Origin of the sequence: Rhizobium sp. BK650, assembly GCF_014195325.1 — a bacterium.
Classification (GTDB): Bacteria; Pseudomonadota; Alphaproteobacteria; order Rhizobiales; family Rhizobiaceae; genus Rhizobium.
In genome coordinates this window covers 90,881-105,554 of record NZ_JACIBK010000001.1, presented here as the reverse complement: position 1 = coordinate 105,554, position 14,674 = coordinate 90,881, and the positions used below count along the sequence as shown (strand labels likewise).

At 60.4% G+C, this 14,674-nt stretch carries 12 protein-coding genes; 9 read left to right on the top strand and 3 right to left on the bottom strand.

What is annotated here, in order from left to right; all coding sequences use genetic code 11:
• The first annotated feature begins 17 nt into the window (after window positions 1–17).
• Complete coding sequence (locus tag FHX15_RS00490) at window positions 18–1,142, top strand: acyl-CoA dehydrogenase family protein (protein WP_184392719.1); 1,125 nt, start codon at window positions 18–20, stop codon at window positions 1,140–1,142.
• 62 nt (window positions 1,143–1,204) lie between these two features.
• Here the strand turns inward: FHX15_RS00490 and FHX15_RS00485 are convergent, their stop codons facing one another.
• Together FHX15_RS00485 and FHX15_RS00480 are read right to left on the bottom strand one after the other, a co-directional pair.
• Window positions 1,205–1,666 (bottom strand): RrF2 family transcriptional regulator, encoded by a 462-nt coding sequence (locus FHX15_RS00485; RefSeq protein ID WP_184392717.1) that lies wholly within the window; start codon window positions 1,664–1,666, stop codon window positions 1,205–1,207.
• A 210-nt stretch (window positions 1,667–1,876) separates the two neighbouring features.
• Window positions 1,877–2,665, bottom strand: a complete 789-nt coding sequence (locus FHX15_RS00480) for an SDR family NAD(P)-dependent oxidoreductase (RefSeq protein ID WP_184392715.1) — start codon at window positions 2,663–2,665, stop codon at window positions 1,877–1,879.
• 163 nt (window positions 2,666–2,828) lie between these two features.
• Here FHX15_RS00480 and FHX15_RS00475 point away from each other — a divergent pair, with 163 nt between their 5' ends.
• On the top strand, window positions 2,829–3,596 hold the full coding sequence (locus tag FHX15_RS00475) for a TIM barrel protein (protein ID WP_184392714.1): 768 nt from the start codon (window positions 2,829–2,831) through the stop codon (window positions 3,594–3,596).
• Between the two features lie 38 nt (window positions 3,597–3,634).
• Here the strand turns inward: FHX15_RS00475 and FHX15_RS00470 are convergent, their stop codons facing one another.
• Window positions 3,635–4,690, bottom strand: coding sequence for a LacI family DNA-binding transcriptional regulator (locus tag FHX15_RS00470; protein ID WP_184392712.1), 1,056 nt, complete (start codon window positions 4,688–4,690; stop codon window positions 3,635–3,637).
• 177 nt (window positions 4,691–4,867) lie between these two features.
• Here FHX15_RS00470 and FHX15_RS00465 point away from each other — a divergent pair, with 177 nt between their 5' ends.
• From FHX15_RS00465 to FHX15_RS00435, 7 genes are all read left to right on the top strand, one after another.
• Window positions 4,868–6,793 carry an ABC transporter substrate-binding protein gene (locus FHX15_RS00465; protein WP_184392710.1) on the top strand — a complete coding sequence of 642 codons (1,926 nt, stop codon included), beginning with the start codon at window positions 4,868–4,870 and terminating at the stop codon, window positions 6,791–6,793.
• A gap of 87 nt (window positions 6,794–6,880) precedes the next feature.
• On the top strand, window positions 6,881–8,989 hold the full coding sequence (locus FHX15_RS00460; RefSeq protein WP_184392709.1) for a family 10 glycosylhydrolase: 2,109 nt from the start codon (window positions 6,881–6,883) through the stop codon (window positions 8,987–8,989).
• 105 nt (window positions 8,990–9,094) lie between these two features.
• Window positions 9,095–10,081: an ABC transporter permease gene (locus FHX15_RS00455; protein WP_184392707.1), complete on the top strand. Its 987-nt coding sequence runs from the start codon at window positions 9,095–9,097 to the stop codon at window positions 10,079–10,081.
• A gap of 10 nt (window positions 10,082–10,091) precedes the next feature.
• A complete protein-coding gene (locus FHX15_RS00450) occupies window positions 10,092–11,279 on the top strand; it encodes an ABC transporter permease (protein ID WP_184392706.1) in 1,188 nt (395 codons plus the stop codon).
• Between the two features lie 10 nt (window positions 11,280–11,289).
• Entirely contained in the window at window positions 11,290–12,999 is a 1,710-nt protein-coding gene (locus FHX15_RS00445; RefSeq protein WP_184392704.1) for an ABC transporter ATP-binding protein, read from the top strand.
• A 10-nt stretch (window positions 13,000–13,009) separates the two neighbouring features.
• On the top strand, window positions 13,010–13,789 hold the full coding sequence (otnI, locus tag FHX15_RS00440) for a 2-oxo-tetronate isomerase (RefSeq protein WP_184392702.1): 780 nt from the start codon (window positions 13,010–13,012) through the stop codon (window positions 13,787–13,789).
• A 7-nt stretch (window positions 13,790–13,796) separates the two neighbouring features.
• A complete protein-coding gene (locus tag FHX15_RS00435) occupies window positions 13,797–14,672 on the top strand; it encodes a 2-hydroxy-3-oxopropionate reductase (RefSeq protein WP_184392701.1) in 876 nt (291 codons plus the stop codon).
• Window positions 14,673–14,674: the final 2 nt, after the last annotated feature.

The window sequence follows — 14,674 nt, the reverse complement described above, 5'->3', positions numbered from 1 at the left end:
CTTAGAAAGAGTGGCAGATGGGAACGGTATCGCAGTTACATGACAGCGCGCGCCCCCCAGCGCACCGCATCGAGACCGAGGAGGAAGCCGTTTCCACGGCCCGCGAACTTGCGGCCGCTTTTCGACAGCAGGCAAGTGAACGGGACATCAACCGCATCATGCCCAATGCCGAACTCGACGCGCTCTCGCAATCCGGCCTCATCGCGATTACCGTTCCTCCGGAATATGCCGGACTTGATGTTTCCAATGCCCTGCTTGCAGAGATCGTTGCCATCATTGGTGAAAGCGATGCTGCCATCGGCAGCGTGCTGGCATCTCATTTCGGCGTGCTGGAAGGGCTGCGCAACCAATCTTCGGAAGAGCTGAAGAGCGCCCTCTTCACCCGCGCACTCGATGGCGACCGTTTCGCCGCCGCCCGTTTCGCCGATCAGGCAAGCCTTGTTGCCGAAGGCTCCGGCTTTCGCTTGACGGGCCGGTCGGAACAGACAGCCGCCATTCTTTTCTCCGACTGGATCGCCGCAGCAGCGATTGATCCCGGCGGGCGCAGGGTAACCCTCTATCTTCGACATGACGGAGACGAGCTGCAGGCCGTAGACGATTGGGATGCCTTCGGGTTGCGCACCAATGGCACTGCAACGCTGATTGCCGGCAAGCTGCATGTGAATGCCGATACCGTCACCGCCGCATTATCCGGCGATCACACCACGGAAAAATCCTTGGGTCTTCTGCTGCAGGCCGCTGTCAGCCTCGGCATTGCCCGCGCTGCCTTTTCCGACCTGCTCGTCAAGGCGAAGGATCATTCTGCTCTCTTGGGTAAAATTGGCGAGCGTGCCACTCGCATCGAAACCGCAACCGGAGCGCTCGAACAAGCCGGCCGCAAGCTCGATATCGCCCAGGTAAGCCCTGCTGGAGCAGCCATGGCGGAGGCCTATTTCTCCGCTTCGTCTGCCTGCATTGCGGCAACCGAGGTGGCGCTGGACACGGCAAATGCTCTTTTCGAATTGGCGCGGGCCTCGACCGGCAGCATTGCGCTCAACCTCGACCGTCACTGGCGTAACGCCCGCATCCATGACATGAGCATTCATCGCGAGCCGCTGCTGAATGCAGCGGGCGCTCATAGTCTGAAAATCAGAGAAAGCTAGAATATTTCAGTAAAGCGCGCCGCGATTCTCTGCGTCCGAAGTGCGTGAAAGCGAAGAAGCGATCAGCTTGCTGCCGAAACCGGGAGCTTTTCCTCGATGGTTTCGATGCCGCCGCCTGCAACGAATTGTTCGAGCGTCATATTGTCGAGAATGGCGGCGATCGCGTCCCGGACTTCGGTCATCGAGCGCCGCACCTGACAGGTCTCAGGATCGGCGCAGTCGTCGCAGGCCTCGTAAGCCGTGCGGCTGGCACAGCGGATTGGCGCGAGAGGCCCGTCCAGCGTGCGGATGACATGGCCGATGCGGATTTCCGATGCGGGCCGCGAAAGGGAATAACCGCCCCCCGGCCCCTTCTTCGACCGCAGGATGCCGACATTGCGCAGTTCGAGCAGGATCGTGTCGAGGAACTTCTTCGGGATGTTGTTGCGCGAAGCGATATCGTTGATGAAAGCGGTTTCGCCCGGCGCCAGCCGCGCCAGATCAACCAGCGCCTTCAATCCGTATTTTCCTTTTTTCGTCAACATCTCGGTCGCCCTGCACTTTGCGGCATTATGCTTGCGTAATAACAGGGAAATAGAGTCAAAACCATGAAGAGACAATAAAATAACTCGTTTTTATAGGTTATTTCGACTATCAATGTTGCCGTAAAACCGCGCCTTCAAGTCTCCTAGTACCTGCCAAGATTGATGAGCCGGTCCCGCCGGGACACGCCTAAGCGAAACCGGAAACACGAGCTATACCGTCTTCAGCATGCCGCCATCGACGAAATAGGTAGAGCCGATGCTGTAACTCGCGCGGTCGGAGCAGAGGAAGACGAAGAAATTTGCGAGCTCCTCCGGCGTGCCGAAACGCTTGGAAGAGGCATGCTCATCCGCCACGCTCTGCAAGTATCCCTCCCAGTCACCGCCGGTCTCGGCCGTCAGCTGTTTGGCGGTCTTGATCCAGTCGGGCGTTAGGATGAGGCCGGCATTGACGCAGTTGACGCGAATCTTGTCCTTCACGAGTTCCGTCGAGAGCGTCTTGGAAAACATCATCAACGCAGCCTTGGTGACGTTGTAGATCGGCTCGTACCAGAGCGGCTGCACAGCGCAGATGGAGGCGTTGTGAAGGATCACGCCGCCGCCGCGCCTCTTCATCTGTGGGGCGATCCCACGGGCAAGACGCACGGCTGCCATCACATGCAGATCGAAATAGGCCTGCCATTTTTCATCGGGCGCTTCCATAACCGTCTCGTTGGACCCGGTGCCGGCATTGTTGATCAGAATGTCCGCGCCGCCGCGCTCGGCAGCTGCAGCAATGATTGCCTCCGTACCTTCGACGGTCGCAACATCGCTTTCGACCGCAATAGCGCTGACGCCGTATTTTTCGGCGATGCGCACCGCCTCCGTATCCAGTCGCTCGCGTCCGCGCGCAGACAAAATAAGGTTGGCCCCTTCTGCTGCCAGCCCTTCGGCGATCGCAAGCCCGATGCCGACCGAGCCGCCGGTGATGACGGCGGTCTTACCCTTCAATCCGAGATCCATGAAATCCTCCCAATCAGGCCGGCGGTCCGGCCAATTCGCCAACTCTTCCGGCATTAGCTCTGCCCGTCAAGCCGTGGCGAAAAATCATCAGCACAGGGAGCCGATCCCTCTTGCCGCAGGCCGGGATCCGTCGCATGCCTGCAGCGATAGTGGAGGGGTCTTCATGCGACTTTATTCAGCTTGCATCGAATGGCTGTTTGCCGAGGAAGGCGATACCTTCGCGGACCGGATCCGCCGTGCCCATGCCGCGGGCCTGGAGGCCATCGAGTTCTGGCGGTGGAGCGACAAGGACCTCGGCGCGATCGAAGCCGCAGTGAATGAAACGGGTCTCAAGGTAACGAGCCTCGTGGCAGAGCCGATGATCGCTCTTACCAATGCCTCAAATCGCGAGATATGGCTGAAGGGTCTTGCCGATTCTGTCGCCGTAGCAAAGCGCCTCGGCGCACCGGTGCTGATCGCACAGGCGGGCGATGACCTCGCGGGCTTCGCGCGGGACGAACAACGCAAGGCGCTGACGGAAATTCTGCGCGCCGGCGCCGATATTCTTGACGGCAGCGGCGTGCGCCTCGGAGTCGAGCCGCTCAACGTCCGTATCGACCATATCGGTTATTTCCTCGATTCCACCCGCGAGGGTCTTCATATCGTCGATGATGTCGCACGTCCCGAAATCGGCATCGTCTATGATATCTATCATTCCGCCGTCATGGACGAACGCACGGAAGATGTTCTGGCTGGCCGCATGGACCGCGTGTTTCACGTCCATGTGGCCGATCACCCCGGCCGCAACGAACCTGGTACCGGCACGATCGATCTCGCTCACCGCCTCAACTGGATCTTCGCCAATGGCTATACCGGCGCTGTCGGCCTGGAATACAAGCCGACGACGACGGATGTCGATGCGGTAAAGGCGGCTATTGCGACTTTGGGCTGACACTCAGCTTCTGCCGCCAACCGGCAGCTTGGCCGCCATCACTTAACGAGCGCGTTGTTCTGAGCGATTTCCGATTGCTGCTTTGCTGGATCGGTGGCTGCCGCGACCTTGCACGGACCGGCTGAACGGCGCTCGACGATCCGCGAAGCGATCATGACCCGGCGGGCCGGCATCCCGGGCAGGCGCGGATTTTCGATCCGCTCGAGAAGCAGCCGGAGACCAACAGCTCCACCCTCCTGTCCTTCCATTTTCACCGTCGTCAATGGCGGCGAAATCTGTGTGGCCGGCGAGAAATCGCCGAAGCCGACGACCGAGACGTCATCGGGAATGCGGTAGCCCTGGCCCAGCAGTTCGGAAACCACCGTCAGCGCCAGTCCATCATGGGCACAGAAGAAGGCCGTCGGGTGAATGCCCTTTGCCTTAAGGTCGCGGAAGGCTTCACCGAAGCCGACCTGCTCGTCGAACCGCAACACATGCAGCGAAACATCCTCGCAGCGTTCGGCAATCTCCCGTGCCCCATAGAAGCGCTCGCGCCGACCCCGGAAACCCGGCGTGCCGTTGACATAGCAGATCGACCGGTGACCAAGACCGATCAGATAGTGAAGCACAGCCTGACCTGCCTCATGGTCCGTGCCGGTGATCTGGTCAGCCTGTTCCAGCGGATCAACCCAGCCGAAGCGCACGATCGGCACCCCGATTGCCGTTGCTGCGGCGATTGCCTCCCGGTCATGCGGGCCGACAAGCAGCAGTCCGGCGCAGGAACGGGCCAATTCCTCAAGCTGATCGGCGCTATGTGTCCAACGGATGCGGAGCGCCATGCTCAGCCTGTGTGCCTCACGCTGCACGCCATTCTGGATCTGCATGTAGAGTTCGCTGTTGACGGCATCGAGATCGTGGAAAACGACAGCGATATCGTTCGTCTGGGATTGGCCCGCAGGACGCGTGTAACCCAGCCGCTCTGCCGTCGCTCGGATCAGCGTGCGTGTTTCCTCACTGACGCCGCTCTTGCCGGCAAGCGAGCGCGACACGGCATATTTTGAGAGACCGACCTCCCGCGCGATCGTGTGTAAGGTAACCCGCCCTCTGCTTCCCACTTTCCACCTCGATATTCACTCGGAACGCTTCGCTACACGCTCTCTGCCAAAATTGCAAATTCTTGCACTAACAAAACATAACGCTTTACCTAACAATATCCAAATGTATTCTCTCTGTTATCCAAGCCCGAGAGCAAAAATAACGATAAGGGTTGAGGATTTTTGGAGGAGAACCCTATGATCAAGCTGAAACGTCGTGCGTTTCTGGCCGGGACTTCGGCCGTTCTGATCCTGCCGGCCTTGCCGGTTTTCGCCGCCGACTTTAGGGAAGCGGATATACTGAAGGAGAAAGTTTCAAGCGGCGCGCTGCCGGCCCTGAAGGACCGACTGCCGGAAAATCCGCTTGTCATCAAGCCCGTCGAAGGCGTCGGCAAATATGGCGGCGACTGGAACATGGCGCTCGTCGGCGGCGGTTCGCTGTCGATGCTGTTCCGCTATCAAGCTTATGAGCCGCTGCTGCGCTATACGCCTGACTGGTCTGGCGTGACGCTGAACGTGGCCGAAGCCTTCGATGGCAATGCAGATTCCACCGAATACACCATCCGCCTGCGCAAGGGCATGAAGTGGTCGGACGGCCAGCCCTATACCACCGCCGACGTGAAATTCTGGTACGACACGATCCTGACCGACAAACGCGTCGCCGTGAACGGCCAGGGCCATTGGAAGACGGCAGGCAAGCCGGCGAAGCTCGAAATCGTCGATGAACAGACGTTTAAAGTTATCTTCGCAAAACCTAACGGTATGTTCCCGTTGCAGGTTGCTTGGGCGAATAACGACCACACGACCCGTTGCCCCAAACATTACCTCGAGCAGTTCCATATCGATTATAATCCGAAGGCCGATGAGCTTGCCAAGGAGCGCGGTTTCGAAAGCTGGATCGCCGCCTTCCAGTCCGCCTCCGGTTTCCAGGACGACAACGCCTTCTTCCTGAATTCTTCGAAGAAGCCCTGCCTGCACGCCTGGATGTTCACGACCGCGCCCGGCGAGAATACCGAACGCGCTATTGCCGAACGCAACCCTTTCTACTGGAAGGTCGATACGGAGGGTAACCAGCTCCCCTATATGGACCGCATTGTCTACCAGATGGTCGCCGATCCCCAGGTGCTGCTCCTGAAGGTCATGCAGGGCGAAATCGACCTGATGGACCAGTATATCGCCACACCGAACAACAAATCGGTGCTCTACGATGCGCGCGAGCAGGGCAAGTACGATTTCTACACGCTGACGTCTACCGAAGCCAACGTGATGAATTTCATCTTCAACCTGAACCACAATGACGAGACCAAGCGCAAGCTCTTCCGCAACAAGGATTTCCGCGCGGCCCTCTCCATCGCGCTCGATCGCCAGTCGCTGATCGATGCCGTTCTCGTTGGCCAGGGCGCGCCTGCGCAGCCGTCGATCAAGCAGGGCGATCCCCTATACAATGAGCAGCTTGCCACGCAGTTCACGAGCTATGATGTCGAGAAAGCGAATGCCATGCTCGACACGCTGATCCCGAAGCGCGACGATCAGAACTTCCGCCTGGACGAAAAGGGTCGCCGCCTCACGGTGATCTTCGAAATCGACCAGGCGCGCGCGGTTTTCCTTGATCTATTCCAGCTGGTCATTCCGATGTTCCAGGCTGTTGGCATCGATGCGCAGATGCGCACCATGGACCGCTCGCTCTGGGAAACACGCGTCCGTCAAGGTCGCGATTTCGATGCGACGGCCCATCAGTTCGGTGCCAATGGCGGCGTCGCTGCCATGCTTGACCCGCGTTACTACGTGCCGACGGATTCGAACGCCATGTATGCTCCGGCCTGGCAGCTCTGGTATCTCGACCGCAACAATGCCAATGCGGAAGAGCCGCCGGAGGAAACGAAGAAGCAACTCGAGCTTTACGACAAGCTGAAATCGACCTCCGACCCAACCGGGCAGCAGGAGATCATGAAACAGATCCTGCAGGGGGCTGCCGACAACTTCTATGTCTTCGGTATTTCCCTGCCGCCGGATGGCTACGGCATCGTCAAGAACAACATGAAGAACATCACCAAGACCATGCCGAACTCTTTCGGCTGGCCGACACCCGCTCCCACCATGCCGGAGCAGTTCTACAAGGTCTGATGGCCTGAAACAACTTGATGCATTGCAGGCGCCGGTCCCGCTGGCCGGCGCCGCGGCCCTCCTTTTGCCAATGATTGGATGAAGACGATGCTCGACGCCAGAAGACAGAATACCGACAAGCTGCGCACGCCGGACTGGTTCAAGACCGCAACGCGCTGGACCCAGCTGACCTTCGTGGAGGACGACCCGGAAAAATACGATCCGGCCTTCTGGATCGACGTCTTCAAGCGGACGAAATCGAATGCGGTCTGCCTGAGCGCTGGCGGCTATATCGCCTATTATCCGAGCGAAGTTCCCTATCATTATGTGAGCAAATATCTGGGTGATAAGGATATTTTCGGCGGGCTCGTCGATGCCGCCCGCAAGCTCGACATGCATGTCATGGCCCGCGTCGATCCACACGCCATTCACGAAGATGCCGCCAAGGCGCATCCCGAATGGGTGATGATCAATGCCGATGGCACACCGCGCCGCCACTGGGCCTATCCCGATGTCTGGGTCACCAATGCCTGTGGCGATTACAACACCGTCTTCATGCCGGAAGTGGTAAAGGAGATCGTCCGCAAATACGATATCGATGCGGTCTTCGCCAATCGCTGGCAGGGCCATGGCGTCGATTACAGCGAAGACAGTGCCCGCCGCTTCAAGGATATGTTCGGCCACGCCCTGCCGAAGAAGCCGGATGCCGACGACCCGGCCTGGCAGGCCTGGGTACAATGGCGCCGCCGCGTACTGACCGACATGATCGCCCAATGGGATGATGCGGTCAAAGCGATCCGCCCGCATGCGAGCTTCATCCCGAACATGGGCGGCGCCTCGCTCATGGAATTCGATCTCTCGGTGATCGCCAAACATTGCCCCTTCCTCGTCGTCGATCATCAGGGCCGCAAGGGCCTGGAACTCGGCTGGTCGGCCGGCCGTAACGGCAAACGCATCCGCGCCACCTTCCCCGACCGCCCGGTCGTGCTCATCACCTCGATCGGCCCGGAAGAGGAATATCGCTGGAAGGATGCCGTCACCTCAGGCGAGGAAATGCAGCTCTGGATCAATGACGGAACGGCCCACGGCCTCTATGCCTGGTTCACCAAATTCAACGGTGTCGTTCCCGACAAGCGCTGGGTCGAACCGGTCGCCGATGCTTTCGCGCTGCAGGCGGCTGTCGAACCGGTTCTCGAGAGCATGCATCCGACGGCCGAGATCGCCGTCATCGACCCCTCGACGACGCTCCGCCACTGGGCGCCGGAAGAGCGTCATAGCGCCGAGAAGCATGATCTCGGCTTCTATCATGCGCTCGTCGAAGCCCGCCTGCCTTTTGAGCTTCTCTCGGATCAGGTTCTGACGAGGGAAAATCTCGACCGTTTCAAGGTGATCATCCTTGCCAATGCCTCCTGCCTTTCGGATGCGCAGAACGAGGCGATCCGCGCCTATGTGGAGCGCGGCGGCAGCGTCATCGCTTCCTACGAAACCTCGCTGCGCGACGAATTCGGCAAGAAACGCAGTGAGTTCGGCCTCTCTGGCGTGCTAGGCGCCAAATTCGTGTCCGGCCCGCGCGGCATCGTCAAGAACACCTATGTGGCGCGCTCGGGTGATCATCCTGTCAATCAGGGCTATGATGGTGCCGAACGCATCATGGGCGGCACGCGTCTCATCCACGCAGACCCCATCGGCAATGCGACGACGCCCTTCCTCTACGTGCCCGATTTCCCGGACCTTCCGATGGAAGAAGTCTATCCGCGCAAGGCCCCGGAAGGCGCCGGCGTCATCGCCCGCGAAACCGGCAAGGGCGGCCGCACCGTCTACATCCCCTGGAACATCGGCGAAATCTTCTGGGAAGTCTTTGCCGTTGATCATGGCAAGCTGATTGCCAATGCTATCAGCTGGGCGCTCGGCAAGGCGCCGCGCGTCACCGTGGAAGGCCCCGGCGTCATCGACATGGCACTGCGCGAAAACGCCGAGGGAATTGCGCTCAGCCTCTTCAACCTTACCAACCCGATGATGATGAAGGGGCCGATACGCGAAAATTACCCTCTGGCGGCCCAGACGGTTTCGGTCGAAATTCCTCCGGGCAAATCGATAGCCAAGGCATGGCTTGTTGTTACCGACCGCGCCGCGAACTTCAGCGTCAAGGATGGCCGCGCACAGGTGGAGGTACCTGGTATCGAACGGCTGGAGGTTCTGCACCTCACCTGGAAATGAGGTGTCGAGACAAGGAAGCGCTTTCGGCCTGAAGGGGCCGAAAGCGGGCGGAGATCCGAAGGAAGCGCCTGACCGGGCGCTCTCAACGGGAGGAGAAACATTCCGATGCTTGGCTATATCTTCAAGCGCGTGCTCTACATGATTCCGACCCTGTTCGGCATGTCGCTGATCTCGTTCCTGATCATCCAGCTGCCGCCGGGTGACTACCTGACCTCGATGATCGCGACGATGAGCGACAGCGGCCAGGCTGTCGATCCCGCGCAGATCGAGCGACTGAAGGAGATCTACGGCTTCGACGATCCCTTCTACATCCAGTATCTCAAATGGATGTGGGGCATCGTCAGCCGCGGCGATTTCGGCTGGTCCTTCGAATGGAACCAGCCCGTCTCCGGCCTCATCTGGGCGCGTATGGGATCGACGCTGGTGATCTCGCTCTTGAGCCTTCTCTTCGTCTGGATCGTCGCGCTGCCGATCGGCATCTATTCGGCCGTCCGTCGCCATTCGATCAGCGACCATGTCTTCACGTTCTTCGGCTTCATCGGCCTTGCCGTGCCGAACTTCATCCTGGCCCTGACGCTCATGTACATCGCCTACCGCTATCTCGGCCAAAGCGTCGGCGGCCTCAATTCGCCGGAATATGCCGAAGCGCCCTGGAGCCTCGCCAAAGCAGGCGATTTCCTCGCCCATCTCTGGATACCCATCATCATCATCGGCGCTTCGGGCACGGCCGCCCTCATCCGCATCCTGCGTGCCAACCTGACGGACGAGTTGCATAAGCCCTATGTCATCACCGCTCGCGCCAAGGGGCTGCCGGAATACAAGGTGATCATGAAATATCCAGTGCGCATCGCTCTAAACCCCTTCGTCTCGGCGATCGGCTGGGTGCTGCCGCATCTCGTCTCCGGTGTAACAATCACCGCCATCGTCCTGAACCTGCCGACAGCCGGCCCGCTGCTCTTCCGTGCGCTGGTCTCGCAGGACATGTATCTCGCCGGCAGCTTCATCCTATTGCTGTCGGCGCTGACCCTCGTCGGCATGCTCCTGTCGGACCTGCTGCTTGCGCTGCTCGATCCGCGCATCCGGTTCAATTGAGGAGGCGCCGATGACACACGAAACATTCGGAACCCATACTGGCCCCCTGAACGTCGTCGCCGACGGCCCCTCGATCAGCCCGCTGAAACAGGGCAAGACCGTGTCGACTGCAGCGATCGGCCCATGGCGGCTGATTGCCGGCAAGCTGATCCGCCAGAAGGTGGCGATGGTCGCTGGCGTTATCATCCTCCTCCTCTATCTCATCGGTCTCTTTGCCGAATTCCTGGCGCCCTCTTTGCCCGCGACCTCGAAGCCGCAATATACCTATGCGCCACCGCAGGGTCTCAGCTTCTTCGTCACCAAGCCGGACGGCAGCTCCGAGTTCAATTTCCATGTGAAGGGCTACAAGGTCGAGATCGACAAGGTGGCGCTGAGACGCACTTTCGTGGTCGACGACACCAAGGTCGTGCCCGTCGGCTTCTTCGTCAAAGGTTCTGGCTATTATCTCTGGGGCCTGATCCCGATGACCACGCATTTCTTCGGCCCGATCAATCCCAACGACCCGATGTATCTGCTCGGCGCCGATCGCCTCGGTCGAGACGTTCTCACCCGGCTGATCTACGGCACCCGCATTTCCATGTCGATCGGCCTCGTTGGCGTCGCCATGTCGCTGGTGCTCGGCGTGGTACTCGGCTCAATCTCCGGCTTCTACGGCGGCTGGGTGGATACACTGATCCAGCGCGTCATCGAGGTCGTCAGCGCCATGCCGACTATTCCGCTCTGGCTCGGCCTCGCGGCCGCGATCCCGCTCACCTGGTCACCGGTCAACGTCTATTTCGTCATCACCATCATCGTCTCGCTGCTCGGATGGACAAGCCTTGCTCGCGAGGTACGAGGACGCTTCCTGGCCTTGCGCAGCGAGGATTTCGTCACCGCTGCGAAGCTCGACGGCTCGAGCGAGGCACGGCTGATCTTCCGCCATATCCTGCCATCGCTGACGAGCCACATCCTCGCCGTCGTCACCCTCGCCGTGCCGACGATGATCGTTGCCGAAACCTCGCTCTCCTTCCTCGGCATCGGCCTCAAGCCGCCTGTTGTCAGCTGGGGCGTGCTGCTGCAGGATGCCCAGAATATCCGCACGGTCGCGAGCGCGCCCTGGCTACTGATCTGGCCGTCTCTGGCGGTCGTTATTGCCGTCCTGTCCTTCAACTTCTTCGGCGACGGCCTGCGCGATGCAGCCGATCCCTATGACAATTGAGGAGGTTGCCATGACCGATCTTCCCGATGACGTCGTCCTCTCAGTTGAAAACCTCTCGATCGATTTCCGCCTGCGCACGCATATCCTGCATGCTGTCGAGGATGTGAGCTTTCAACTGAAGCGCGGCCAGACGCTCTGCCTCGTCGGCGAAAGCGGCTCAGGCAAGAGTGTCACGGCCCGCTCGCTGCTGCAGATCGTCGACAAGCCCGGCAGCATCGTCGGCGGACGCATCCTGCTGCGCAATGGCAACGAAGTCACCGACATTGCCACTCTTCAGCCCGGCAGCCGCGCCATGCGCGAAATCCGCGGGCGGCGCATCGGCCTCATATTCCAGGAGCCGATGAGCTCGCTGTCTCCGGTCCACACGATCGGCTCGCAGATCATCGAGGCGATCCGCCTGCACAGCAATCTTGACAAGAAGGCTGCACGTGCCCGGATGGTCGACTTGCTGCGCCAGGTCGAGATCCCCAATCCGGACAAGATGGCCGACCGCTACACGTTCGAATTTTCCGGCGGCATGCGCCAGCGCGCCATGATCGCCATGGCGCTTGCCGGCAATCCGGATATCCTGATCGCCGACGAGCCCACCACCGCCCTCGACGTGACGACACAGGCCGAAATCCTCGACCTCATCAAGCGTCTGCAGGTCGATCGCGGCATGGCGATGCTGCTCATCACTCATGATATGGGCGTGGTGGCCGAAGTGGCCGATGACGTTGCCGTCATGCGCTTCGGCCATATCGTCGAGCGCGGCCCGGTCGATGCGATCTACCATGCCGCCACCCACCCCTATACGCGTCAGCTGCTGGCCTCGACGGTGAAGCTCACCCATCACGTGGAAGGCAGACGGCCGCCCATCGCCCTTTCGTCCGAGGCGCCAAAGCCGATCCTGTCGGTGCGCAATCTCAGCAAGACCTTCGGCTGGCACGGCAATACCAACACGCTGCGTGCCGTCGATGACGCCAATTTCGACCTCTATCCCGGCGAAAATCTTGGCATCGTCGGCGAGAGCGGCTCCGGCAAGACGACACTCGGACGCCTGATCCTGCGCACCGTCGAGCCGACGAGCGGCACCGTCCTCTACCGCGGCAAGGATGGCAGCGAGACCGATGTCACCAGGCTCGGCAAGAAGGAGCTCCGGAATTTCCACCGCGAAGTTCGCCTCGTCTTCCAAGATCCTTTCGCCTCATTGAACCCGCGCATGACGGTCAAGGAAGTGATCGCTGATCCTCTCATCGTCAACGGCCTTGCCAAGGGCAAGGCGGTGGAAGATCGCGTCGCCGAACTGATGCGTCTCGTCGGCCTCGATCCGATGGGCATGGAGCGTTACCCGCATGCCTTCTCCGGCGGCCAGCGCCAGCGCATCGGTATTGCCCGCGCCCTTGCGCTCGATCCGCGCATCATCATCGCCGATGAAGCGACCTCGGCGCTCGACGTTTCCATCCGCAGCCAAATCCTCGACCTGCTGCTCGATATCCGCCAGCGGCTGAACCTGAGCTTCATCTTCATCTCCCACGACATTTCCGTGGTACGCTACTTCTGCGACCGTGTGGCAGTCATGCGTCGCGGCAAGATCGTCGAACTCGGCGAGGCCGAGCAGATCTGCACCGCGCCGCAGGAAGCCTATACGAAGAGCCTCATTTCAGCCGTTCCCAATCCCGACCCACGCGACAAACGCATGCTCCACCGGCATCGGTTCGTCGCTCCCGCAAATACCTGAGGATGTTCCAGTGCCGAGATTTTCCGCCAATCTTTCCTTCCTCTATCAGGATCTTTCATTCCTCGATCGTTTCGCCGCCGCCGCGAAGGACGGTTTCGGCGCGCTCGAATATCTCGGCCCCTATGCCGAACCGAAGGAAAAGGTCGCCGATGCCCTCCAGGCAAACGGCCTGAAACAGGCACTCTTCAACGTCCCCTCGGGTGACTGGGCCGGCGGCGAGCGCGGCATCGCGTGCCTGCCGGATCGTATCGAGGAGTTTCGCAATGGCATCACGCTGGCGCTTGACTATGCCAAAGCGCTCGCCTGCCCGCAGGTCAACGTCATCTCTGGTCTCGTGCCAAAGGGCGCCGATCTCGAAACCCTCGAAAAGATACTGGTCGAAAACCTGAAATATGCCGCCGAGCGCGCGGCCGACGCCGGCGTGAAGCTGCTGATCGAGCCGATCAATCTGCGCGATATTCCCGGCTTCTTCCTATCGAGCACCAATCATGCCGAGCGCATCCTTGAAAAGGTCGCCTCCGACAATCTCTACATCCAATACGATTTCTACCACATGCAGATCATGCAGGGCGACCTGATCCCGACCTTCACCCGGCTGAAGGACAGGATCGCCCATGTGCAGATCGCCGACAATCCCGGCCGCAACGAACCCGGCACGGGCGAGATCAATTACGGCTTCATCCTCTCCGAACTCGACCGCCTCGGCTACGAAGGCTGGGTCGGCTGCGAATACAAGCCAAAGGCCGGCACCAGCGAGGGCCTTGGCTGGATGAAACCCTATCGGAAGTGAGCGTGACATGAATATCGGTTTTATCGGACTGGGCGTCATGGGCCGCCCGATGGCGGAACACCTGATCGATGCCGGCCACACGCTGCATTTAAGCCGCGTGAAGGAAGCCTCGCAGCACCTCGTCACCAAGGGCGGCAAGGCCGCCCATAGCGCCGGGGCCGTCGCAGAAGCCTCCGACATCATCATCCTGATGCTGCCGGATACGCCTGATGTCGAAGCCGTACTCTTCGGCGAAAACGGTGTTGCCTCCGGCTTGTCTGCCGGCAAGCTCGTGATCGACATGAGCTCGATCTCGCCTGTCGCCACCAAGAGCTTTGCCAAACGCATCGAAGCGTTTGACTGCGATTATCTCGATGCACCCGTCTCCGGCGGCGAGGTCGGCGCCAAGGCCGCCTCGCTGACGATCATGGTCGGCGGCAAGGAGCAAGCCTTCGAACGGGCCCGCCCGCTCTTCGAGAAGATGGGCAAGAACATCACGCTGGTCGGCGGCGTCGGCGACGGCCAGACGGCCAAGGTCGCCAACCAGATCATCGTTGGGCTGACGATCGAGGCCGTCTCCGAGGCGCTGCTTTTTGCCAAACGCGCCGGTGCCGATCCGGCCAAGGTGCGCGCAGCCCTGATGGGAGGCTTTGCCGCCTCGCGCATTCTCGAAGTGCACGGCGAGCGCATGGTCAAGGAAACTTTCGATCCGGGCTTCCGCATCCGCCTGCACCGCAAGGATATGACGCTTGCCGTCGACGCCGCCCGTGCGCTCGATCTGTCGCTGCCGAACACGGCAGCCACCCAGCAGCTCATGAACGCCGCTATCGCCAATGGCGACGGTGAACGCGACCATTCCGCCCTTATTCGCACGCTCGAGCTCCTCGCCGGAGGGCCGCGCTAGAT